General features: G+C 73.7%; 19 protein-coding genes. 16 read left to right on the top strand and 3 right to left on the bottom strand.

All coding sequences use genetic code 11. From position 1 onward, the window contains the following. Positions 1 to 39 precede the first annotated feature (39 nt). From B1H19_RS16395 to B1H19_RS16355, 9 genes are all read left to right on the top strand, one after another. On the top strand, positions 40 to 576 hold the full coding sequence (locus B1H19_RS16395) for a DUF4232 domain-containing protein (RefSeq protein WP_237289339.1): 537 nt from the start codon (positions 40 to 42) through the stop codon (positions 574 to 576). 148 nt (positions 577 to 724) lie between these two features. Then, positions 725 to 2155, top strand: a complete 1431-nt coding sequence (locus B1H19_RS16390) for a nitrate/nitrite transporter (protein WP_083105440.1) — start codon at positions 725 to 727, stop codon at positions 2153 to 2155. Between the two features lie 231 nt (positions 2156 to 2386). Next, positions 2387 to 3550, top strand: coding sequence for a uroporphyrinogen-III synthase (locus B1H19_RS16385; RefSeq protein WP_083105439.1), 1164 nt, complete (start codon positions 2387 to 2389; stop codon positions 3548 to 3550). A gap of 178 nt (positions 3551 to 3728) precedes the next feature. Then, entirely contained in the window at positions 3729 to 4325 is a 597-nt protein-coding gene (locus B1H19_RS16380) for a CGNR zinc finger domain-containing protein (protein ID WP_083105438.1), read from the top strand. A gap of 166 nt (positions 4326 to 4491) precedes the next feature. Then, a complete protein-coding gene (locus tag B1H19_RS16375) occupies positions 4492 to 5031 on the top strand; it encodes a sigma-70 family RNA polymerase sigma factor (RefSeq protein WP_030069363.1) in 540 nt (179 codons plus the stop codon). Further along, positions 5028 to 5780 carry an anti-sigma factor family protein gene (locus B1H19_RS16370; RefSeq protein WP_083105437.1) on the top strand — a complete coding sequence of 251 codons (753 nt, stop codon included), beginning with the start codon at positions 5028 to 5030 and terminating at the stop codon, positions 5778 to 5780. The genes B1H19_RS16375 and B1H19_RS16370 overlap by 4 nt, the downstream gene beginning before the upstream one ends. Positions 5781 to 5978: 198 nt before the next feature. Next, positions 5979 to 8330 carry a HelD family protein gene (locus B1H19_RS16365; RefSeq protein ID WP_083105436.1) on the top strand — a complete coding sequence of 784 codons (2352 nt, stop codon included), beginning with the start codon at positions 5979 to 5981 and terminating at the stop codon, positions 8328 to 8330. A gap of 423 nt (positions 8331 to 8753) precedes the next feature. After that, positions 8754 to 10187: an NAD-dependent malic enzyme gene (locus B1H19_RS16360; protein WP_083105435.1), complete on the top strand. Its 1434-nt coding sequence runs from the start codon at positions 8754 to 8756 to the stop codon at positions 10185 to 10187. 367 nt (positions 10188 to 10554) lie between these two features. Next, positions 10555 to 10836: an HU family DNA-binding protein gene (locus tag B1H19_RS16355; RefSeq protein ID WP_030069353.1), complete on the top strand. Its 282-nt coding sequence runs from the start codon at positions 10555 to 10557 to the stop codon at positions 10834 to 10836. A gap of 288 nt (positions 10837 to 11124) precedes the next feature. On the opposite strand, the gene B1H19_RS16350 is transcribed toward B1H19_RS16355, so the two are convergent. Both B1H19_RS16350 and murA read right to left on the bottom strand, forming a co-directional pair. After that, positions 11125 to 11808: an HAD family hydrolase gene (locus tag B1H19_RS16350; RefSeq protein ID WP_237289338.1), complete on the bottom strand. Its 684-nt coding sequence runs from the start codon at positions 11806 to 11808 to the stop codon at positions 11125 to 11127. 304 nt (positions 11809 to 12112) lie between these two features. Next, positions 12113 to 13459, bottom strand: a complete 1347-nt coding sequence (gene murA, locus B1H19_RS16345; RefSeq protein ID WP_083105434.1) for a UDP-N-acetylglucosamine 1-carboxyvinyltransferase — start codon at positions 13457 to 13459, stop codon at positions 12113 to 12115. A gap of 373 nt (positions 13460 to 13832) precedes the next feature. Between murA and B1H19_RS16340 the strand changes: the two genes are divergently transcribed. Beyond that, a complete protein-coding gene (locus B1H19_RS16340) occupies positions 13833 to 14474 on the top strand; it encodes a YqgE/AlgH family protein (protein ID WP_083105433.1) in 642 nt (213 codons plus the stop codon). A gap of 246 nt (positions 14475 to 14720) precedes the next feature. After that, on the top strand, positions 14721 to 15401 hold the full coding sequence (locus B1H19_RS16335) for a hypothetical protein (RefSeq protein ID WP_083105432.1): 681 nt from the start codon (positions 14721 to 14723) through the stop codon (positions 15399 to 15401). Positions 15402 to 15408: 7 nt separating this feature from the next. Here the strand turns inward: B1H19_RS16335 and B1H19_RS16330 are convergent, their stop codons facing one another. Then, positions 15409 to 16392: a LysR family transcriptional regulator gene (locus B1H19_RS16330; RefSeq protein WP_083105431.1), complete on the bottom strand. Its 984-nt coding sequence runs from the start codon at positions 16390 to 16392 to the stop codon at positions 15409 to 15411. Positions 16393 to 16516: 124 nt separating this feature from the next. On the opposite strand from B1H19_RS16330, the gene B1H19_RS16325 reads away from it, so the two are divergent. The 5 genes from B1H19_RS16325 to B1H19_RS16305 all read left to right on the top strand — a co-directional run bounded on the left by B1H19_RS16325 (position 16517) and on the right by B1H19_RS16305 (position 23108). Continuing rightward, positions 16517 to 17707: an MFS transporter gene (locus tag B1H19_RS16325; protein WP_237289337.1), complete on the top strand. Its 1191-nt coding sequence runs from the start codon at positions 16517 to 16519 to the stop codon at positions 17705 to 17707. Beyond that, positions 17694 to 17987 (top strand): DUF3039 domain-containing protein, encoded by a 294-nt coding sequence (locus B1H19_RS16320; protein WP_083105429.1) that lies wholly within the window; start codon positions 17694 to 17696, stop codon positions 17985 to 17987. The genes B1H19_RS16325 and B1H19_RS16320 overlap by 14 nt, the downstream gene beginning before the upstream one ends. A gap of 94 nt (positions 17988 to 18081) precedes the next feature. After that, positions 18082 to 19719, top strand: a complete 1638-nt coding sequence (locus B1H19_RS16315) for a beta-N-acetylhexosaminidase (RefSeq protein ID WP_083105428.1) — start codon at positions 18082 to 18084, stop codon at positions 19717 to 19719. A gap of 306 nt (positions 19720 to 20025) precedes the next feature. Further along, the gene (locus B1H19_RS16310; protein WP_083105427.1) at positions 20026 to 20922 is read left to right on the top strand and encodes an FAD binding domain-containing protein; all 897 of its coding nucleotides are present in this window, start codon (positions 20026 to 20028) and stop codon (positions 20920 to 20922) included. Beyond that, positions 20919 to 23108: a 2Fe-2S iron-sulfur cluster-binding protein gene (locus B1H19_RS16305; protein WP_083105426.1), complete on the top strand. Its 2190-nt coding sequence runs from the start codon at positions 20919 to 20921 to the stop codon at positions 23106 to 23108. The genes B1H19_RS16310 and B1H19_RS16305 overlap by 4 nt, the downstream gene beginning before the upstream one ends. The last annotated feature ends 57 nt before the right edge of the window (positions 23109 to 23165 follow it).

The following is a 23165-nucleotide window of genomic DNA, read 5'->3' as shown; positions in this document are numbered from 1 at the left end:
ATTGCAGGGAATCGTGTCCAGAATGAATCAGGGGGAGTTGTGCGGCGACGCTCACTTCTCGCGGCGACCACGGCCGCGCTCGCTTTGACCGTCACCCTCGGGTTGGGTGTGGTCGGCTGTGGTTCCGCCCGGATGGCGGCCCTGCATGCCAACTGCACGACGAAGAACCTGCGCTGGAAGCTGACCGTGCTGAAGAAGCTGCCGCGCAGCACGCATCGCGAGGCCCGGCTGTCCGTGGTGAACCAGGGGGCGCAGCCCTGCGTCTTCCACGGTTTCCCGGCCTTCGCCGTGCATGTCGGCAAGGGCCCGGAGTCCGACGGGAAGGGCCAGGGTCCGGCCATGCCGATCGATCTGCGGCGTGGCGGCACGGTGATGACCAGCCTGCGCTACCGGGACTCGTACCAGGGACGGCCGTCCGCGCTGTGCCAGGTCGGCAATGTGGAGGCGGTGGTTGCCGCGCCGCGCGACACCTTCGATCGGGCCATACCGGTCCGGGACGAGAAGGGTAAGCGCTCGCGGATGGACGTCTGCGGGAGCACGATCTGGATGAGCCCGCCGAAGCAGGTGGCCGAATAGGCCCCTGTCGGCCGGGCCCGCCCTCCCTCACCACCGCTCGCCCTGTCCCGTGAGTGCAAGGTTTCGCCGGTGTCACCGGGCGGCATCGGGCGGAAACCCGCCGTCCCTAGCTTCGAGGTGAAGGTGCCACGGAGCGTTGGGAGGCGGGATGACGGGCGAGGGCGTCACGAGTACGAGGGGCGGGGAGCCCGACGGCGGGGCCGGCGGAAGCCGGGTGCGGCGCGGGCGGCGGTGGATCGAGCGGTGGGATCCGGAGGACGAGGGGTTCTGGGCGCAGACCGGGGAGCGGGTGGCGCGGCGGAATCTGGTCGCCTCCGTGTTCTCCGAGCACATCGGCTTCTCCATTTGGAGCCTGTGGTCGGTGATGGTGCTGTTCATGGGGCCGGAATACGGGGTGGATCCGGCCAAGAAGTTCTTTCTCGTGGCGATGCCGACCGTGGTGGGCGGTGTACTGCGGGTGCCGTACACCTTTGCGGTGGCGCGGTTCGGTGGCCGTAACTGGACGGTGTTCAGCGCGCTGCTGCTGCTGATTCCGACGACCGCGGCGGCGATCGTGATGACGCCGGGGACCTCGTACGGCACCTTTCTGGCGGTGGCGGCGCTGGCGGGGGTCGGCGGGGGGAATTTCGCCTCGTCGATGACGAATATCAACTCCTTCTATCCGTTGCGGAAGAAGGGGTGGGCGCTGGGGCTGAATGCCGGCGGCGGAAATATCGGGGTGCCGGTGATCCAGCTGCTGGGCCTGCTGGTGATCGGTACGGCGGGCGCCGCGCAGCCGCGGATCGTGCTGGCCGTGTACATCCCGCTGATCGTGGCCGCGGCGGTGTCGGCGGCGTTGTTCATGGACAATCTGGGGCCGGTGACGAATGACACCGGCGCGGCCGTGGATGCCGCGAAGGAGCCGCACACCTGGGTGATGGCGCTGCTGTACATCGGCACTTTCGGATCGTTCATCGGCTACAGCTTCGCTTTCGGTCTCGTCCTCCAGATCCAGTTCGCGCGCACGCCCCTTCAGGCGGCGTCACTGACCTTCATCGGGCCGCTGCTGGGATCGTTGGTACGGCCGGTCGGCGGGCGGCTGGCGGACCGGTTCGGCGGCGCACGGATCACGCTCGGCAATTTCGTCGCCATGGGCACGGCCACCGGCGTGGTGATCTACGCGTCGGCGATGCGGTCGCTGCCGGTGTTTCTCGTCGGATTCATCGCGCTGTTCATGCTGACGGGGCTCGGCAACGGCTCGACGTACAAAATGATTCCGGGGATCTTCCAGGCGCAGGCGGTACGCCGCGGCCTTGCGGGGGAGGAGGCCGCGGCGTACGGACGGCGGCTGTCGGGGGCCGCCATGGGCCTGATCGGGGCGGTGGGAGCGCTCGGCGGGCTGGGCATCAACCTCGCCTTCCGCCAGGCGTTCGCGGCGACCGGATCCGGCACGCCCGCCTTCGTGGCGTTCCTGGCCTGTTACGTGGTGTGCGGCGCGGTGACCTGGGCCGTATACCTGCGGCCGGCGGCGGGGGCGCGCGCCGCGACGGAGGCGGAGGCGGGGGAGGAGACCCGTCGGCCGGTGTACGCCGAGGTCTGACGCGTCCGACCGGTCACCGGGGACACACCGGGCCCACGGGTCACGGGTGTCCCCGGGTGAGCCGCGCGGGACGCACGTAACAGACGGGAAATACTGAGGGACCAGGTCTGACATGTGGCGTTGGCACGCTTGTCGACTTGGCACCCGTGCCGCCCGGGCCGCGGCGGCAGGCACAGCGGGAGTATGAGCACGACGCAGCACACCTTTGTGGGCGGTGCGGGACGGACGACCATGGACGATCGGCAGCAGGCACCGGAGGGCCGGGCCGTGCGGGCGCTGGACGGATTCACCGTCGGGGTGACCGCGGCCCGGCGGGCGGAGGAACTGGGCGCGTTGCTGGAGCGGCGCGGCGCGCAGGTCATGCACGCGCCGGCGCTGCGGATCGTCCCGCTGCCGGACGACACCGAACTGCTCGCCGCGACGAAGGACCTGATCGCCCACGCGCCCGATGTCGTCGTGGCCACCACCGCGATCGGCTTCCGCGGCTGGATCGAGGCCGCCGAGGGCTGGGGACTGGGCGAGGCCCTGCTGGCGCGGCTGGCCGGGGTGGAACTGCTGGCGCGCGGCCCGAAGGTACGCGGCGCCATCCGGGCCGCCGGACTCAACGAGAAGTGGTCGCCGGCCTCGGAGTCGATGGCCGAGGTGCTCGACCGGCTGCTGGAGGAGGGCGTCTCGGGCCGCCGGGTCGCCATCCAGCTGCACGGGGAGCTGCTGCCGGGCTTCGTCGAGGCGCTGCGGGCCGATGGCGCCGAGGTCGTCGGCGTCCCCGTCTACCGCTGGATGCCGCCGGAGGACATCGGCCCCGTCGACCGCCTCCTGGACGCCGTCATCGCCCGCGGCGTGGACGCGGTGACCTTCACCAGCGCGCCGGCCGCCGCCTCGCTGCTGCGCCGTGCCGAGGAGCGCGGCATCCACGACGAGGCGGTGGCGGCGCTGCGGCAGGAGGTGCTGGCGGTGTGCGTGGGGCCGGTCACCGCGCTGCCGCTCCAGGCCCGGGACGTCCCCACGCTCCAGCCCGAGCGGTTCCGGCTGGGGCCGCTGGTGCAGCTGCTGTGCCGGGAACTGCCGGGACGGGTACGGCCGTTGCCGGTCGCCGGGCACCGTATCGAGATCCGCGGCCACGCCGCCGTGGTCAACGGCGAACTGCGCCCGGTGCCGCCCGCCGGGATGGCGCTGCTGCGCGCGCTGGCCCGCCGCCCCGGCTGGGTGGTCTCCCGCGCGGATCTGCTGCGCGCGCTGCCCGGTTCGGGCCGCGACGAGCATGCGGTGGAGACGGCGATGGCCCGGCTGCGGGTGGCGCTGGGCGCGCCCAAGCTGATCCAGACGGTCGTCAAGCGGGGGTACCGGCTGTCGCTCGATCCGCACGGGGAGTCGGACAAGTACGGCGGGGAGTAGGGGCCGCCGGGTGGCTCACGGGCGTGCCCGAACCGCCACTGCTGCCCGGCACGCCGCGTCCGATCGGTGGCCGGCGGCGTCGCCCGTAGGCTTCCGGCCGCCGCGCCTGCCGGGCACTCTGGGGGCACACGCGGTGTTCCGCGTCTGTTCCGTGTTGTCTCTAGGGAGTGACAGGCACATGGCGGCGCCTTACGACCTGCGGTTCGACTGCGGGCGGATCTGCCTGGACCTGCTGGCCACGGCCGGTGCGCCGGCCGAACGGCTCACCGGCCCCGAGTCGCTGACGGCCTGGCTGACCGGCGCGGGAGTGGTGCCCGGCGGCGCCCCGCCGGACGGCGTCGACGGCCAGTGGGTCGCCCGTTTCCGGGAGTTGCGCGCCCTGCTGCGCCGGGTGGTGCGCGACGAACTGCGCGGCCGGGCGGCGGACGCCGATCTGGCGCTGCTCAACGCCGCGGCCGCGGCCGCCGCGCCGCCCGCCGCCCACGCGGTGCGCGCCGCGGACGGCACCCTGGTGCGCACCTTCCCCGAGCCGCCGGACTGCGCGGAGTTGCTGGCCGCGGTGGCCCGGGACGCCGTCGGGCTGCTGACCGACGCCACGGTGCGCGGCCAGCTGCGGGAGTGCGCGGGGGAGGGCTGCTCGCTGGTCTATCTGGACGCCTCCCGCGGCCGGCGCCGCCGGTGGTGTTCGAGCGAGGTGTGCGGCAACCGGGAACGGGTGGCGCGCCACCGCCGGCGTACGGGCGGGCAGGGCGTCGCCCACGGCACCCACCCCTGACCCCCGCCCACCCTGCCCCGCCTCGTCCCGCACGCTTTTTCTCGCCTTTTTCTCCCCGCCCCTGAGTAATCCCGCCCCTCTCGCCCGTATCCCTCCCCACAAGGCCGATTCATGGCATGGTCCCGGGCGCTATCCGGTGATCCGCGCTATCGACCGGGGAGTTGGAGTGCGCAAGGATGCCGCCGTGGCAGACCGGACGACACCTGACGAGGAGCTCATGCGAGCCCTCTACGACGAGCATGCGGGTCCGCTTCTCGCCTTCGTCCTGCGGCTGGTGGCGGGCGACCGGCACCGGGCGGAGGACGTGGTGCAGGAGACGCTGGTGCGGGCCTGGCGCAACGCCGGGCAGTTGCAGCGCGCGACCGGCTCCATCCGGCCCTGGCTGGTGACCGTCGCCCGGCGGATCGTCATCGACGGCCACCGCAGCCGCCGGGCCCGTCCCCAGGAGGTCGATGCGACGCCGCTGGAGACCATGCCCGCGGCCGATGTGATCGACCGGGCGCTGCGCATGATGACGCTCTCCGAGGCGCTGGGCGATCTGAGTCCGGCCCACCGGGAGGCGCTTGTCGAGACGTACTTCAAGGAGCGTACGGTCAGCGAGGCGGCGGAGGTACTGCGCGTACCGGCGGGGACCGTACGGTCCCGGGTCTTCTACGCGCTGCGCTCCCTGAAGCTGTCGCTTGAGGAACGAGGAGTGACGGAGTGACCCCGCCCACGCAGCCGGACCGGCACACCGACGTCGGCGCCTATGCGCTGGGCGTCCTGGATGCGGCCGACGCGGACCGGTTCGAGCGGCATCTGGCCGGCTGCGACCGGTGCGCGGCCGAACTCGAGGAACTGATGGGGCTGTCCCCGATGCTGGCCGAGTTCCGGCAGACCGCACCCACGCCCGAGACGGTCACCGCCCGGCCGGGGCCCGGCGTCCTGAACGGGCTGCTCGACGAGGTGGCGGCCACCCGGCGCGGGCGGGCGAGGCGCCGGCTGTATCTCGTCGCGGCGGCCGCCGTCCTGATCGTCGGGGGCCCGATCGCCACCGCCGCGCTCACCGGCGGGGGGCATCAGGGTGCGCCCGCGCCCGCGCCGGCGCCGCTCGCCAGTGCCGTCCGCGCGCAGTACGCGGCGGGCGAGCAGGCCACCGCCGTCGATCCCGTCACCAAGGTCTCGGCGGGCGTCTCCCTCGCCGCCAAACCGTGGGGCACCCAGGTCGTCCTCCGGCTCGCCGGCGTCAAAGGGCCGCTGACCTGCGACCTTGTCGCCGTCGGCAAGGACGGCAGCCGTCAGACCGTCACCACCTGGGCGGTGCCCGAGGGCGGCTACGGCATCAAGGGCGCCACCGGCAAGTGGAACAGCGAACCGCTGTTCGCCACCGGTGGGGCGGCCTTCGACCGCGGCGAGATCGTCCGCTTCGAGATCCGTACGCTCGACGGCAGGAGGCTGGCCGGTGTGAACGTCTGAGGGGGTCGGGCGCGGTCCCGGAGGTGTCGCAGGTGGTCCGCGGGCGGTCGCAGGGCGTCACCCGGACTTCTGCCGACGTTAAGGTCTAGGTCAACATCCGACCGGACACGCCCGATTTTGTCCGTATGGCCAGGTGCGTACGGTGCCCCCTTCGCGTACGGTTGACGGCTGCCCTACGCACAGCAGAAGGGGGCCTGGGTGGCCGCGCAGAACGCCACGCACGCACCGGACCACGCACCGGACGCCGTCCGCGCCGCCGATTCGGTGCGCGACCGTGAGATCGCCGCCGAGCAGACGCATCTGGATTCCGTCTACCGGCGCCTCGAGGAGAAGATCCACGAGGCGGAGTTCCTGATGGACGACGCCGCCAAGCGCGGCCAGGTCGGCACGCCCGGCGCGCTCGCCGAACGCGACGCCCAGGTCTTCCAGGCCGGTGTCCATCTCCACCGCCTCAACTCCGAGTACGAGGACTTCCTCTTCGGCCGGATCGACCTGCTCCTCGGCAAGGACGGCAAGAAGGGCCCCGACGGCGCCTACACCTCCGTCGAGCCCGCCGAGGGCGCCATCGTCGACAACCGCGCCGCCATCGCCGAGACCCTGCACATCGGCCGGCTCGGCGTCCTCGACGCCGACTACGCGCCGCTGGTCATCGACTGGCGGGCGCCGGCCGCCGCGCCCTTCTACCGCGCCACCCCCGTCGCCCCCGGCCGGGTCGTCCGCCGCCGCGTCATCCGCTCCAAGGGCCGTCAGGTCCTGGGCGTCGAGGACGATCTGATGCGCCCGGAGGTCACCGCCACCCTGGACGGCGAGGAGCTGCCGGCGATCGGCGACGGCGCACTGATGGCCGCGCTCGGCCGGGCCCGCAGCCACACCATGCGGGACATCGTCGCCTCCATCCAGGCCGAGCAGGACCTGGTCATCCGGGCCCCCGCCGCCTCCGTCACCGAGGTCGAGGGCGGCCCCGGCACCGGCAAGACCGCGGTCGCCCTGCACCGCGCCGCCTACCTCCTCTACCAGGACCGGCGGCGCTACGCGGGCGGCATCCTGATCGTCTCCCCGACCCCGCTGCTGGTCGCCTACACCGAAGGCGTGCTGCCCTCGCTCGGCGAGGAGGGCCAGGTCGCCATCCGCGCCCTGGGCTCCCTGGTGGACGGCGCCGAGGCCACCGCCTACGACCCCCCGGCCGTCTCCCGTATCAAGGGCTCCGCCCGCATGCAGAAGCTGCTGCGCAAGGCGGCCCGCGGGGCGCTGGAGCTGGGCACGGCCCCGGACCGGCTGCGCGTCGTCGCCTTCGGCGGCCGCCTCGAACTCGACGCGGACGCCCTGCATGGCATCCGCCAGTCGGCCCTCGGCGGCACCGCCCCGGTCAACCTGCTGCGCCCACGCGCCCGTCGGCTGATCCTCGACGCCCTGTGGACGCAGTCGGGCGCCGCCCGCCGTTACACGGACCCCGAACTGGCCGCCGAGGTCCGCCAGGGCTTCGACGAGGACATCGCCACCGAGCCGGAGTTCCAGGAGTTCCTCGACGCCTGGTGGCCCGAGCTCGCCCCGCGCGGGGTGCTGGCCGCGATGGCCGACGAGCGGCTGCTGTCCCGCTGGGCCCGCCGCCTGCTCAACCCGCGCGAGGTGCGCCGGCTGGCCCGCTCCCTCCAGCGGCTGGGCGACCGGGGCAACGGCCCGCTGTCGGTGCACGACGTGGCGCTGCTGGACGAGCTCCAGCTGATCCTCGGCGCCCCGATGCGCCCGGCGCGTCCGCGCGAAGCCGATCCGCTGGATCAGCTGACCGGGCTGGAGGAGCTGACGACCTTCGCCGACCGCTCCTCCTCCGGCCGCGGCCGCCGCGAGCGCCTGGAGGAGGAGCGCACCGATTACGCCCATGTCATCGTCGACGAGGCCCAGGACCTGACGCCGATGCAGTGGCGGATGGTCGGCCGCCGCGGCCGGCACGCCACCTGGACGGTGGTCGGCGATCCGGCGCAGTCCTCCTGGTCCGACCCGGACGAGGCCGCGCTCGCCCGTGACGAGGCGCTGGGCACCCGCCCCCGCCGCCGCTTCACACTCACCGTCAACTACCGCAATCCGGCGGAGATCGCCGACCTGGCGGCCAAGGTGCTGGCGCTGGCGATGCCGGGGATGCGGTCGCCGGACGCGGTCCGCTCGACGGGCCTGACGCCCCGGTTCGCGGTGGCCGCCGCGGACGGCGCGGCCGACGCGGAGCTGGCGCGGGCCACGGCCGCCGAGGCCGCGCGGCTGTTGGGCGAGGTGGACGGCACGGTCGGCGTCGTGGTGGCCATGAACCGCCGCGAGCAGGCCCGCCGCTGGCTGGCCGGGCTCGGGGACCGGGTGGTCGCCCTGGGCTCGCTGGAGGCCAAGGGGCTGGAGTACGACGCGACCCTGGTGGTCTCGCCGGCCGAGATCGCCGACGAGTCCCCGGCCGGGCTGCGGGTGCTCTATGTCGCCCTCACCCGCGCCACGCAGCAGCTGACGGTGCTCTCCACCGGGCGCGACGAACCGGATGCGGCGGGGGTGCCGGACCTGCTGCGCGACTGACCGGCCCACCCCGGGCCCGTCCGAGGGGTCTGTCCGAGGGGTCTTTCCCCCGGTCGCCCGCGACGGGATCCGCTTCCGGGGAGGGTTTGTTAGCCTGGGTGAGGCACCGGCTCGATCCAAGCCCCCGGGCCCAACCATCGTCGCTGCGAGCGACCACTTGCCGCGAGGCGAGCATGGCGGGTCGGTGTCATTAAGCAGTCTGCGGGCGCCCCTCCTTCGGGAGGGGCGCCCGCGGTCGTTTGCGGGAGGGGGTTCCGCTCACGGGATCAACTCTCGTATGGTGGAAGAGTCTTTCCGAATTTTGTGGCTGGTTACCGTGTACCGGCTGGTAGGTGGGACGATCGGACAACGCGCTCCGGACACGGACACCCCGGGTACCGGAGCCGCAGAGAGAGAAACAAGGGAAAGCAGAGGAAGTCGGCCATGGCAACGGCGCCTAGCGTCTCGTATTCGATGACGGTGCGACTGGAAGTTCCCGCGAGCGGCACCGCCGTCAGCCAGCTCACCACGGCCGTGGAGTCCTCCGGCGGGTCGGTCACCGGCCTCGACGTGACCGCATCCGGCCACGAAAAACTCCGGATCGACGTCACCATCGCCGCCACGTCCACCGCGCACGCCGACGAGATCGTCGGCAAGCTGCGCGAGATCGACGGCGTCTCGCTGGGCAAGGTCTCCGACCGTACGTTCCTGATGCACCTCGGCGGCAAGATCGAGATGACGTCGAAGCACCCCATCCGCAGCCGCGACGACCTGTCGATGATCTACACCCCCGGCGTGGCCCGGGTCTGCCAGGCGATCGCCGACAACCCCGAGGACGCCCGCCGCCTGACGATCAAGCGCAACAGCGTCGCGGTCGTCACCGACGGCTCCGCCGTCCTGGGCCTGGGCAACATCGGCCCCAAGGCCGCGCTGCCCGTCATGGAGGGCAAGGCGGCCCTCTTCAAGCGCTTCGCCGGCATCGACGCCTGGCCGCTGTGCCTGGACACCCAGGACACCGACGCGATCGTCGAGATCGTCAAGGCCATCGCCCCCGGCTTCGCCGGCATCAACCTCGAGGACATCTCCGCACCCCGCTGCTTCGAGATCGAGGCCCGGCTGCGCGAGGCCCTGGACATCCCCGTCTTCCACGACGACCAGCACGGCACCGCCATCGTCGTCCTGGCCGCGCTCACCAACGCGCTGCGCGTCGTCGGCAAGAAGATCGAGGACGTCCGGGTCGTGATGTCCGGCGCCGGCGCCGCGGGCACCGCCATCCTCAAGCTGCTGATCGCCGCCGGCGTCCAGCACGCCGTCGTCGCCGACATCCACGGCGTGGTCCACGCCGGCCGCACCGACCTGGTCGACGCCGACCCGGACTCGCCGCTGCGCTGGATCGCCGACAACACCAACCCCGAGGGCGTCACCGGCACCCTCAAGGAGGCCGTCGTCGGCGCGGACGTCTTCATCGGCGTCTCGGCCCCCGACGTCCTCGACGGCGACGACGTGGCGAAGATGGCCGAGGGCGCGATCGTGTTCGCACTCGCCAACCCCGACCCGGAGGTCGACCCGGCCCTCGCCCGGCAGACCGCCGCCGTCGTGGCCACCGGCCGCTCCGACTTCCCCAACCAGATCAACAACGTGCTGGTCTTCCCCGGCGTCTTCCGCGGCCTGCTGGACGCTCAGTCCCGCACGGTGAACACCGAGATGATGCTGGCCGCGGCCGGCGCGCTCGCCGATGTCGTCCTGGACGACGAGCTGAACGCGAACTACATCATCCCCAGCGTCTTCAACGACAAGGTCGCGGGCGCGGTCGCCGGTGCGGTGCGGGACGCGGCGCGCGCCGCCGCCCCCGATGTGATGGCCGACACGGCCCTGTGAGCGCCGGGCCGGTGTGACAGCGGCCATGGGGGCCCCTCGGCACGGCGCGTCGCGGGTCACGCCCCCCGTAAGGCCCCCATAGGCTGGCGTTCAGCAAACGACCGCCGCCCTGTGGGGCCGGCCCGGAGCGGCGTGCTACGGAACGTCACCACGGTGAGCCCGTGGGGCTTTCGCGTGACTCTCCAGGGTTCCGGATTGGCTTTAGTCCCGCAGGTAGGGGCAGGATGCGTCATCGGGCGCGAGGGTCTGGCAGCAGACCCGGGTCCGGGGACTGTCCGAGGACCCTGGCAGCATCGGCTTCGCTGTGCCCGATAGCGGCTCCGCCGCGTGGCACGCCCATTGGCAAGAAGAACACGGGAGTACAAACATGAACCGCAGTGAGCTGGTGGCCGCTCTGGCCGATCGCGCCGAGGTGACCCGCAAGGACGCCGACGCCGTTCTGGCCGCCCTCGCCGAGGTGACCGGCGAGATCGTCGCCAAGGGCGATGAGAAGGTCACCATCCCCGGCTTCCTCACCTTCGAGCGCACCCACCGTGCCGCTCGCACCGCGCGCAACCCGCAGACCGGCGACCCGATCCAGATCCCCGCTGGATACAGCGTCAAGGTCTCCGCGGGCTCCAAGCTCAAGGAAGCCGCGAAGGGCAAGTAGGCCCCTCAGCACGGCCTGAAGCCGACAAGGGCGGTCACCTCCTGGGGTGGCCGCCCTTTCGGCTGCGTAATCGTTGTCATGGGCGCGCAGGAGGGCGGCTGACAGGAGCGCCCGGCAGGCGGACAGGCGTGTCTGACGGGCCGACGGATGGCGGGTGACGGGCTGGGGGCACCGCCCAGCGGTAGCTGGGGGACGGCGGCGCGTGACGGGCTGCGGGCCGTCAGGCGGGCGCGGCGGCACGCTCCGTGGCGTCTCTACGGCCCCTGCGGCCCCTTCTGCGGCGTTGGCTCAGGCGACTTGGGGAAACGGGAAGTCCGCCAGGTCAACGTCCTCCAGAGAGGCGACCACGGCCGTCCGGGGGCCGGGCGCGATACCCGGCACGGTCGGTACGGCCAGCAGCCGGCAGCCCGCGGCCAGTGCGGCGGCCGCGCCGGTGGGGGTGTCCTCGACCGCCAGACAGTCCGCCGGATCGACGCCGAGGCGGGCGGCCGCGGCCAGATACGGGTCCGGATGCGGTTTGCCGCGCGGCGCCTCCCCCGATGTCACCGACAGCGCGAAGCGGTGTGCGCCCAGGGTGCGCAGCACCAGGTCGGCCACATGCCGCTCGGAGGCGGTGACCAGCGCGACCGGTATCCCCAGAGCCCGCGCCCGGTCCAGCAGCCGCAGCGCGCCCGGCTGGACGGTGACCCCGGCCGCGACCCGGGCGGTGAAGTCCCGGTCCAGCCGCTCCGCGATGCGCCCGGCCGCCGGGCCGATCCGGTGCTCGCGCACCAGCCGCTGTGCGGCATCGCCCACCGGCGCCCCGGCGAACTCCGCCAGCACCTCGTCCGTCACCGCCCGCCCCTGCTCGCGCAGCAACCCGGCCACCGTCGCCAGCCACTGGTGCTCGGTGTCGACGAGGGTCCCGTCCATGTCGCACAGCAGCGCGGCGGGCAGTGCGGGAACGGGGGAGGGGGCGGCGGCAGGAGGCATGGCGGGCTCGCAGTCCGGAGGAGGCGGGGGCACGGGCCGGGTGCGCCCCACGGGGGAGGTCACACCGGCGAGTTGACGGCGCGTCAGTGTAGGGGCGGGCGTCAGCCGACGGGGCTGCGTACCGGCATATGCCGTCGCATCTGCAACTTCCGGCGCGACACCCCGTTCCGCCGAACGCGCGGCGCGCGCCGAGGAGTTGCCGGAGCTGACGGGTGCCGAGGACGGAACGGGCCCTGGAACGCCGTGAGGGCGGCCACCCGGTCCCGGGGGCCGCCCTCACGCTGCGGGGGGCAGGGGCGCGGGCTCAGTGCCGCGGTGCCCCGTTGGGCAGTTCGACATGGCCGCCCAGCTCGACGAGCTTCTCCATGAAGTTCTCGTAGCCGCGGTTGATCAGGTCGATGCCGTGGACGCGGGACGTGCCCTGGGCCGCCAGCGCCGCGATCAGGTACGAGAAGCCGCCGCGCAGGTCGGGGATGACCAGGTCGGAGCCCTGGAGCTTGGTCGGGCCGCTGACGACCGCGGAGTGCAGGAAGTTGCGCTGGCCGAAGCGGCACGCGGAGCCGCCCAGGCATTCGCGGTAGAGCTGGATGTGCGCGCCCATCTGGTTGAGCGCCTCGGTGAAGCCCAGCCGGGACTCGTAGACCGTCTCGTGGACGATGGACAGGCCCGACGCCTGGGTCAGGGCGACGACCAGCGGCTGCTGCCAGTCGGTCTGGAAACCGGGGTGGACGTCGGTCTCCAGGGCGATGGCGTTGAGCGAGCCGCCCGGGTGCCAGAAGCGGATGCCCTCGTCGTCGATCTCGAAGGCGCCGCCGACCTTACGGAAGGTGTTCAGGAACGTCATCATGGAGCGCTGCTGCGCGCCGCGGACGTAGATGTTGCCCTCGGTGGCCAGTGCCGCGCTCGCCCAGGAGGCGGCCTCCAGGCGGTCCGGGAGGGCCCGGTGGGTGTAGCCGTTGAGCTTGTCGACACCGGTGATCCGGATCGTCCGGTCGGTGTCCATGGAGATGATCGCGCCCATCTTCTGGAGCACGCAGATCAGGTCCTCGATCTCCGGCTCCACGGCGGCGTTCGACAGCTCGGTGACGCCCTCGGCCAGGACGGCCGTCAGCAGCACCTGCTCGGTCGAGCCGACCGACGGGTACGGCAGCCGGATCTTGGTGCCGCGCAGCCGCTGCGGGGCCTCCAGGTACTGCCCGTCGGCACGCTTTTCGATCTTCGCGCCGAACTGGCGCAGCACGTCGAAGTGGAAGTCCACCGGACGGCCGCCGATGTCGCAGCCGCCCAGGCCCGGGATGAAGGCGTGGCCGAGGCGGTGCAGCAGCGGGCCGCAGAACAGGATCGGGATCCGCGAGGAACCGGCGTGCGCGTCGATGTCGGCGACATTGGCGCTCTCCACCCGTGACGGGTCCATGACCAGCTCGCCGGCCTCGTCACCGGGGCGGACCGTGACGCCGTGCAGCTGGAGCAGCCCGCGCACCACGCGTACGTCGCGGATGTCGGGCACATTGCGCAGCCGGCTCGGGCCGCTGCCCAGGAGGGCGGCGACCATGGCCTTCGGTACGAGGTTCTTCGCACCGCGGACCCGGATCTCGCCCTCGAGCGGGGTGCCGCCGTGGACAAGCAGTACGTCGTCAGTAGAGACGGTCATGGATCTCGCGTTCCTGGAGACGGGCAGGGCCAAGCAGAAATGGTAAGGGCGCCGGAAGGGCGCTCCGTAGGGTTGTGCAGGCTTCCGTCATGTAATGGCTTTGTCACAACACCCTCCGCTACGATCCGCCTTTGATCCGTAATCGCTGTTTGCCGGGGAATGTGCCGAATGCCGGGAATCGGGCGTGTGCTTTTCGTCTCGAAGGTCTCTCCTGCCCGACCCGTTCCCACCCCGTTCCCGCTCCCTTTCTTGCCGCGTTCTTGGCGCGTTCCTGCCCCGTGCGCCGGTGCTGCCGCCGTACGCCCTGCCCTGCTCTTGCACGGTTCGGGCCGTTGACTCCCCCCTCCGGCCCGAAGTGCGGGATCATGTGGCCATGACCGAGGTGTCCTCGCTCACAGGGCGGCTGCTCGTTGCCACACCCGCGCTCGCCGACCCCAACTTCGACCGCGCGGTGGTGCTGCTCCTCGACCACGACGAGGAGGGCTCCCTCGGCGTGGTCCTCAACCGCCCCACGCCGGTCGGCGTGGCCGACATCCTGGCGCCCTGGGCCGCGCTCGCCGGCGAGCCGGGGGTCGTCTTCCAGGGCGGGCCGGTGTCGCTGGACTCGGCGCTCGGGGTCGCGGTGGTACCCGGGGGCGGCGAGGGCGTCGTGGTCTCCGGGCCGGGCGCCGAAGCGGCGGCCGAGGGCTCAGCGGATTCGGACCACGCGTCGCCCGGCGACGAGCCCCTGGGCTGGCGGCGGGTGCACGGCGCGATCGGCCTGGTCGATCTGGAGGCGCCGCCGGAACTGCTCGCGGCGGTGCTCGGCAGTCTGCGGATCTTCGCCGGGTATGCGGGATGGGGCCCCGGCCAGCTGGAGGACGAACTCGTCGAGGGCGCCTGGTACGTCGTCGAGTCCGAACCGGGCGATGTCTCCTCGCCCGATCCGGAGCAGCTGTGGCGCGCGGTGCTGCGGCGCCAGCGCAATGAACTGGCGATGGTCGCCACCTATCCGGACGATCCCTCGCTGAACTGACCCGGGCGGGCCCGACCGGGGCGGACCGACGGACCCGGGCGGGCCGGCCCGGCGGGCGGCGCGGAGATGCCCAGCCGGCGCCCTCCCCACCCGCTCGCACCCCGCTGACCTGCGCACTTCCGTCCCGGCCGCGTTGTTACGGGTTCGTCATGGGGAATTGTCAGACCCCGTCGCTATGGTTCGGAAATGCAGGGGACGGTGTGCGGGCGCGAGGCGCGGCCGCGCGGAGAAGAACGGGGGAGTGCCATGCACAGGCCGAGCGTGCCCGAGGATCTGGATCACCCGCGGCGGGTGTGGGCGCGCGCCGCGACGCTGGCGGTGGTCGCCGCGGCCATGGACGACTGGGACGACTTCTCCTGGGGTCCGCACGGGCTGGAGTGCTGGAACGGCGGCGGCTCCTACTGGTGGCGGCTGAAGCTGTACGACGACGGCCGGGCGCTGCTCTGCGGCCAGGACTCCGACGGCAGCTGTACGCACGACGGAAACCGGCAGATCGACTTCCTGGCCGGCGGCCCCGGGTGGCTGCCCTGGGACCGCATGCGCGATGACGCCCAGGGCAATCTCTTCGGCTTCGTCTACTGGTGGCAGGACGGCGCCTGGGCCCGCGCGCCCTATCCGGAGTCGATGGACGACGACGGTCTGGCCATGGCCCTGAGCTGGGCGGGCAGGGGTGAGGACGCGGTCGACCAGATCGTCGAGGACCTGGTGGCGGTCACCGAGACGGAGGTCGATCCCGCGGTGGCGGTGCGCGCGTTCATAGCGGCCGCCGAGGCCCGTACGGTCGGCGAGGCCGATATCGCCGCGCTGCTGGGCGCGGTCTGCGACCAGGATTCGTGGTACGAGGTCCGCCCGGAGGCCGCGCTGGCGTTCGCGGTGAAGCTGGGCCTGACGGCCGAGGACCGCGGCGGGGTGCCGGTGGCGTCGTAGACCGGTCCTACCGGCCCTGGGTGCGCCCGGGCGCCGACCGCGGTGCGGGCGCCCGCCGGGCGAGGGCGTAGAGGCGTTCGGCCAGCGGGTGTGCGTCACGGGCGGGCAGCGCCAGACGGACGGGCACCGGCGGTGCGTTCTTCAGCCGTAGATAGCGGATCCCGGGGTGGGTGTGCCGCTGGGCCACCGGCTCCGGGGCCACTCCGACGCCGTGCCCCGCGGCCACCGCCTCCAGCCACTCGTCGAAGTTCCCGGCGGTGCAGGCGAGGCGGGGGCGGCGGCCGTCGGGCCACAGCTCGGGGCGGGTGGTGCCGGTGACGGTGTTGACCACCAGCGGCAGATCGGCCAGCTCGGCCCAGTCCAGCACCCGGCGGTGCGCCACGGCGCGTACGGCGGCCGCCTCCGGTGCCCGCAGGGCCGTCCGCGACAGGGCGGCGACCCGCGGCTCCTGGAGGAGGAGCGTGCTGCGCAGCCCGGCGTCGGGCGGGATCTCGCCGCGCAGCACCGCGGCGTCCGTCTCCCCGGTCTCCAGCCCGGCGAGCGGAGCATCCCGGCGCACCAGCCGCACGCCCGCGCCGGTCGCGGCCTCGAAGTCCGCGGTGAGCGCGGTGCACACGGCGGGCAGCAGCGAGGTGAAGCCCAGCCGCAGCACGGCCGGTCCGGTGGACGAGCGCAGCGCACCGGCCAGCCGGGGGAGCAGCGGGGCGAGGTCCGCGTAGAGGCGGCGGCCCGCGTCGGTGAGCTCCACGCGCCGGGTCGTACGGTCGAGCAGGCGGGCGCCGAGGGCGCACTCCAGCGCGCGGACGGTCCGGGTCAGCGCGGGCTGCCCGGTCCGCAGCCGGTCGGCGGCGTGGGTGAAGCTGCGCTCCTCGGCGACGGCGAGAAAGCCGCGCAGATGGCGCAGCTCGATGCCGCCGAGCCCGTCCCAGCCGTCGTCCGCGGCGCCGCCCCGGCCCTCGCCCATGTCCCCGCCCGCGCTTCCGTGATTCATGCCGACCCAGCATAAATGCGCCCCGCCGGGCATTTCCCCGACCATCCGGAGACTGCCTACGTTTCCCGGGTTCGGTTTCACCCCGGGGCCGCGGCACCGCCACCGCCCCGGACGATCACGGGAGATGACTGCGGTGCGCAAGGTGTGGCTGCTGACGCTGGGGGCCTTCACCCTCGGCCTGGACGCGTATGTGATGGCCGGTCTGCTGCCGGCCATCGCCCATGACATCGGCACCCGGGTCTCGCTGGCGGGCCAACTGGTCACGGCCTTCACCCTGGCCTACGCCCTCGCCGCCCCACTGGTCGCCGGGCTGCTCTCCGGCGTACGGCCCCGCGCGCTGATCCTGGCGGCCCTCGCGGTCTTCACCCTCGGCAACGCCGTCACGGCCCTCGCCCCCTCCCTGCCGGCGCTGCTGGCCGCCCGGGTGATCGCGGGCGCCGGGGCCGGGGTCTACTCGGCGCTCTCCACGGCGGCCGCCGCGGCGCTGGCCCCCGAGGGGCGGCGCGGCCGCGCGCTGGCCCTGGTGATGGGCGGGATGAGCGCGGGCACCGTCCTGGGCGTGCCGATCGGGGTGCTGCTGGCCGAGCACACCGGCTGGCGCGCCACGCTGTGGCTGGTGACGGCACTGGGCGCGCTCGCGCTCGCCGGTCTCGCCACCCTGCTGCCGCCCGTGCCCCCCGCCCCCGCGGTGCCGCTGCGCGCCCGGCTGGCGGCCGTCACGGACCGCGCCGTGGCCCCCGTCGTCGGCGTCTCCTTCCTGGCCGCGGTCGCCAGCCTCGGGCTGTACACCTATCTCGCGCCGGTGCTGGCCGCCGCGGGCGGTGTCGGCGAGGTGACGCCGTATCTGTGGGCCTGGGGCGTGGGCGGTGTACTGGGCAGCGTGCTGGCCGGGCCGCTGGTGGACCGTACGGGGCGGGTCCGGGCGCTCGTGGGCGCGGTCCTCGCGGTGATCGTCGCGGCCCAGGCGCTGCTGCCCGCGCTGGCCGGTGCCGCGCTGCCCGGTGCGGCGGCCGCACTGGTCGCCTGGGGCGCGGCGGGCTGGGCGCTCCAGGTGCCCCAGCAGCACCGGCTGCTGGAGCGCAGCGCGCAGCGCGGCACCGTCGCCCTCGCCCTGAACAACTCCGCGCTCTATCTGGGCAGCGCCGTCGGCTCCGCGCTGGGCGGCCTGGCGCTCGCCGCGGGCCTCGCCCCGTACGCGCTGCCGTGGGCGGCTGCCGGGGTGGCGGCCCTGGGACTCGTCCTCCATACGGCGACAGGCCGACGCTCCCGGCTCGCGGCGGGCGTGAGTACCCTTGGCAGTTATGAGCACTCTTGAGCCCGAGCGCGGGGCAGGTACGGGGACCCTCGTAGAGCCGACAGCGCAGGTGTCGCACGGCGACGGCGACCACGAGCGCTTCGCCCACTACGTCCAGAAGGACAAGATCATGGCGAGCGCGCTCGACGGCACGCCCGTCGTCGCGCTGTGCGGCAAGGTCTGGGTACCGGGGCGCGACCCCAAGAAGTACCCGGTCTGCCCGATGTGCAAGGAGATCTTCGAGTCCATGGGCGCCGGCGGCGACAAGGACAAGGGCGGCAAGGACGGCGGCAAGAAGTAGCCACCCCGCTCCCGCGCAGCGGTGAGACGGCTCCGGTATGCGGATCGGCGCATACCGGAGCCGTCCGCGTACCCGCCGTGGCAGGTTCGGTGCCATGACGCACACGGCACCTACGGATCTGATCCCGCGGCCGCGGCTCCTGAGCCCGGTGCCGCCCGGCCGGGGCCACTTCCCCCTCGACCGTCACACACCGCTCGACGCACGCCCTGGCACCGAGGGCGTGGCCCACTGGATGCGGTCCACGATCGGCGCGGCCACCGGCCTGCCGCTCGCGCCGGGCGACGACGCCGACCACCGCATCGCGCTCGCCGTCGACCCGGCGCTGCCGCCCGAGGGCTATCGCCTCGTCGTCGACGGCTCCACGATCCGCCTCGACGGCGGCAGCGCGGCCGGGGTCTTCTGGGGCGCGCAGACCTTCCGGCAACTGCTCGGCCCCGCGGCATTCCGCCGGGCGCCGGTCGTGGAGCGGAACGAGTGGCCCGTCCCCGCGGTCGTCATCGAGGACGCGCCCCGCTTCTCCTGGCGCGGCATGATGCTCGACGTCGCCCGGCACTTCCTGCCCAAGGACGGCGTCCTGCGCTACCTCGACCTGCTCGCCGCCCACAAGCTCAACGTCCTGCATCTGCACCTGACCGACGACCAGGGCTGGCGTATCGAGATCCGGCGCCACCCCGAGCTGACCGCGACCGGCGCCTGGCGCGAGCGCACCAGACTCGGCCACCGCGCCTCCCCCCTCTGGGACGAACGCCCCCACGGCGGCTGCTACACCCAGGACGACATCCGCGAGATCGTCGCCTACGCCGCCGCCCGGCATATCACCATCGTCCCCGAGATCGACATTCCCGGGCACTCGCAGGCCGCCATCGCGGCATACCCCGAACTCGGCAACACCGACGTCATCGACACCACCTCCGTGAAGGTCTGGGACACCTGGGGCATCAGTCCCAACGTACTGGCCCCCACTGACAACGCCCTGCGCTTCTACGAGCAGGTGCTGGAGGAGGTCCTCGACCTCTTCCCGTCGCGCTTCGTCCACATCGGCGGGGACGAATGCCCCAAGGACCAGTGGCGCGCCTCGCCCGCCGCCCAGGCCCGTATCGCCGCCCTGGGCCTGGCCGACGAGGACGCCCTGCACGGCTGGTTCGTCCGCCACTTCGACCGCTGGCTCGCCGAGCGCGGCAGACGGCTGATCGGCTGGGACGAGATCCTCGAAGGCGGCCTCGCCGAGGGTGCGGCGGTCTCTTCCTGGCGCGGCTACGCGGGCGGGATCGCCGCCGCCCGCGCCGGCCACGACGTCGTCATGTGCCCCGAGCAGCATGTCTATCTGGACCACCGTCAGCACGCCGCCCCGGACGAACCGGTCCCGATCGGCTTCGTACGGACCCTGGAGGACGTCTACCGCTTCGAGCCCGTCCCGCCGGAGCTGACCGAGGAGCACGCCGCGCACGTCCTGGGCACCCAGGCCAACGTCTGGACCGAGGTCATGGACAGTCAGCAGCGCCTCGACTACCAGGTCTTTCCCCGCCTCGCGGCGTTCGCCGAGGTCGCCTGGAGCCGGCTGCCCGCGCCCGCCGACCGCGACACCGCGGACTTCGAACGCCGGATGGGCGCCCACTACGCCCGCCTGGACGCCCTCGGCGTCGACTACCGCCCGCCCGGCGGCCCGCACCCCTGGCAGCGCCGCCCCGGGGTGCTCGGACGCCCGCTCGACGGGACGCCCCCAAACGTGTGAGCCCGCTACGGAAGGGGGCCCCGCCGCGGCCGGAGCCTGGGACGGTGGAGGCCCCTCCGCACCGCCGTACGGGCGATGCGGGAGCACGCGGAGCGCACCGCCCGCCGCGGCCCGCGCACGACCCGCCACACCCTCCAACCGGCGGACGAATACGGACCAGATCGCCGCAGGAGGGACGGAACGCCGCTTCGCGGACCCTGTCGCCGGGGGCCGGGGAAGATGTGCCAGAGTTGCCACGTCCGGGCCGTGAGCACGTACCGTACGGCGGAGCGGAACAGCCGGGACACCGGGGAAGGGGCAGCTGGCTTGACCACCCACGCACCGCAGGCGACACAAACGGTGACATTGCCGTCCTCGCTGGACGAGGCGGTGGCGGCGCTCACCACCATGCCCACCGCCGTCCCGGTCGCCGGGGGCACCGACCTCATGGCGGCCGTCAACGCCGGACTCCTCAGACCCGCGGCCCTGGTGGGCCTCGGGCGGATCAGCGAGATCCGTGGCTGGCAGTACCAGGACGGCCATGCGCTGCTCGGCGCCGGACTCACCCTCGCCCGCATGGGGCGCCCCGACTTCGCCGCGCTGATCCCGGGCCTGGCGGCCGCCGCCCGCGCCGCCGGCCCCCCGCAGATCCGCAACGCCGGGACGCTCGGCGGCAATATCGTCACCTCCGCGCCCACCGGCGACACCCTGCCCGTGCTCGCCGCCCTGGAAGCGACCCTGATCATCGCCGGCCCCGGTGGCGCCCGCCGCGAGATCCCGGTCAGCCACCTCCTGGCGGGCCGCGAGATGCTGCACCCCGGTGAACTCGTCGGCTTCGTACGGGTGCCGCTGCTGCACGCCCCGCAGACCTTCCTCAAGGCCACCGGCCGCACCGGCCCCGGGCGGGCCACCGCCTCGGTCGCACTGGTCCTGGACCCGGCCCGGCGCAATGTGCGCTGCGCGGTGGGCGCGGTCGCCGCGATGCCGCTGCGCCCCCTGGAGGCCGAGCAGTGGGTGGCCTCGCTCATCGACTGGGACGGCGAACGCGGCCTGGTGCCCGAGGCGCTGACGGCCTTCGGCGACTACGTGGCCGCGGCATGCATCCCCGACCCGGTGCCGCCGCAGGACGGTTCGGAACAGGCGACCCTGCCACCCGCCGCACTGCACCTGCGCCGTACGGTGGCAGCCCTGGCCCGCCGCGCTCTTGGGAGGGCGCTCTCGTGAGCGAAGAAAACCACACCCCACAGCAGCCGCACCCCGACCACGGCTGGCAACCGCTCCCGCAGGGCGGCGAGTACGAGCAGGAGGCGACGGCCTTCGTCCAGCTCCCGGAGGGCTTCACCACCGGGGGCTACCGCTCCGTGCCCGGCTACAACCCGCCCGGCACCGAGCCGCTCGCCGCGCCCGGCCACGGCTACACCCCGCCGGACTCCTTCACCCGGCACACCCCCGAGCCGTCGGCGCCCGCCACGGGCACCGACCCCGCGTCGACCGCCCAGTGGACGATGCCGTTCGCGGACCGGGCGGCCGGATACGCCGACCCGTCCGCCGGATACCCGGCGCACAACGGCCACTCGGGCCACTCCGGCCACCAGGAACACCCCGGCCACTCCGGCCACCAGGAGCAGGCCGCGATCTATCAGGGCGGTGCGCCGGAAGGGGCCCCGTCCTGGGGCGGCGACCAGGTGGACTGGCCGGTCGCGGGCAGCCCGGAGGCGGCTGGCGGTGCCGGTGCGTGGTCGGTGCCGGCGGCCGCGGACGACGTCCTGGAGGAGTCCGGCGAGTATCTGGTCGGCGAGGACGGCCTGACGGGCTACCAGGGACACCAGAGCCATCCGGGACAGCAAGGCCACCCGGCGCACCCGGCGACGTCCGGGCACCAGGAGCACGGCGCGCCCGTCGACTACCAGGGCGGCTACCAGGACACCTACGGCGGCGCCGAAGCACCGGCGGACGCCGCGGGGACTGGCCGCACCGGCCACTGGAACTTCGCGGCCGGCCTGAGCGCCACGACCGCCCCCGGGCACGGCGAGGCCGCCACGGATTCCTTCGGCGCATCCGGCGGCGATCCGTACGCGGCGGAGGGCGGCCCGGCGGGCGGCGGCGAAGCGGTGGACGGCGACCCGTACGGGACCGCCGTGGGCGAGGCGAAGGCCCCGGAGCCCGGCGCGACCGGGCACTGGTCGCTGCCCGCCGACGCGCTGGCCCAGTGGCCGCCCGCTCAGCAGGAGCAGGAGGCGGCGCCCCGCCCCGAGGAGGCGGCGCCGAGCATAGGTGCCGGCCATGCACCGGGCGGCGAGCCGTGGACGGTCCCGGTGGCCGAGGGGGAAGCGCCGGAGCACTCCGGGGAGTTCGCGGTCGGCCCGTCGCCCGCCCAGGAGGCCGGGCCGACGGCCGCCACGGGGGACGCGTACGCCGCCTATGAGCCGTACGAGACGTACGACCACCCCCGGGAGGCGGCCGGCACGGAGCAGCCCGTCGATGGGGACGTGCCCGCGGCCCAGGTGGCCGTGGCGGGCGCCGAGCCGCGCCCGGAGCCCGAGGACGCCGCCGAGGCCGGCCCGGCGGCCGCCCCGGCACCCGAGGAGGCCCCGCAGGCCCCGCAAGCCCAGGACGCGCCGCAGGACGTCCATGAGGCGGCCCGACCACAGGAGCCGGACGGTCCGGTCCAGGCGCCGGACCCCGTCGGCCAGGTGGACCTCACGGGCGAGCCCGCCGTCGCCGAGGACCCCGGCGCTCCCGCCCCGGACGCCGCCCACGACGAACACCCCGCCGCCTCCTACGTGCTGCGCGTGAACGGCACCGACCGCCCCGTCACGGACTCCTGGATCGGCGAGTCGCTGCTGTACGTCCTGCGCGAGCGGCTCGGCCTCGCCGGGGCCAAGGACGGCTGCTCCCAGGGCGAGTGCGGGGCCTGCTCCGTCCAGGTGGACGGGCGGCTGGTCGCCTCCTGCCTGGTGCCCGCGGCCACCACGGCGGGCAGCGACGTCCGGACGGTCGAAGGTCTGGCCCAGGACGGCGTGCCCTCCGACGTACAGCGGGCGCTGGCCGCCTCCGGCGCCGTCCAGTGCGGCTTCTGCGTACCGGGCATGGCGATGACCGTGCACGACCTCCTGGAGGGCAACCACGCCCCCAGCGAGCTGGAGACCCGTAAGGCGCTGTGCGGCAACCTGTGCCGGTGCTCCGGCTACCGGGGCGTGCTGGACGCCGTCGCGGAGGTCGTACAGGCCCGTGCGGAGGCCGCCGAGGCCGCGCACGCCGCGGATGAGGCACCGGCGGACGCGCTCCCGGAGACGCCCCGTATCCCGCACCAGGCGGGCCCCTCGGAGCCCACCGGCCACACGGACGCCCCCGGCCACCACCCCCACCAGGGGCCAGGCGCCGATTCGCAGACGGGAGGGGCCGCATGAGCAAGCGGAGCGAGCGAGTCATGAACGGGTGCGCGCCGAGCGAGTGCGCGGCCGAGC

It is taken from the genome of Streptomyces gilvosporeus, assembly GCF_002082195.1.
GTDB classification, from domain to species: Bacteria; Actinomycetota; Actinomycetes; order Streptomycetales; family Streptomycetaceae; genus Streptomyces; species Streptomyces gilvosporeus.
Note: the sequence above shows the minus strand (reverse complement) of the source record. Positions and strands in the feature narration are given on the sequence as shown.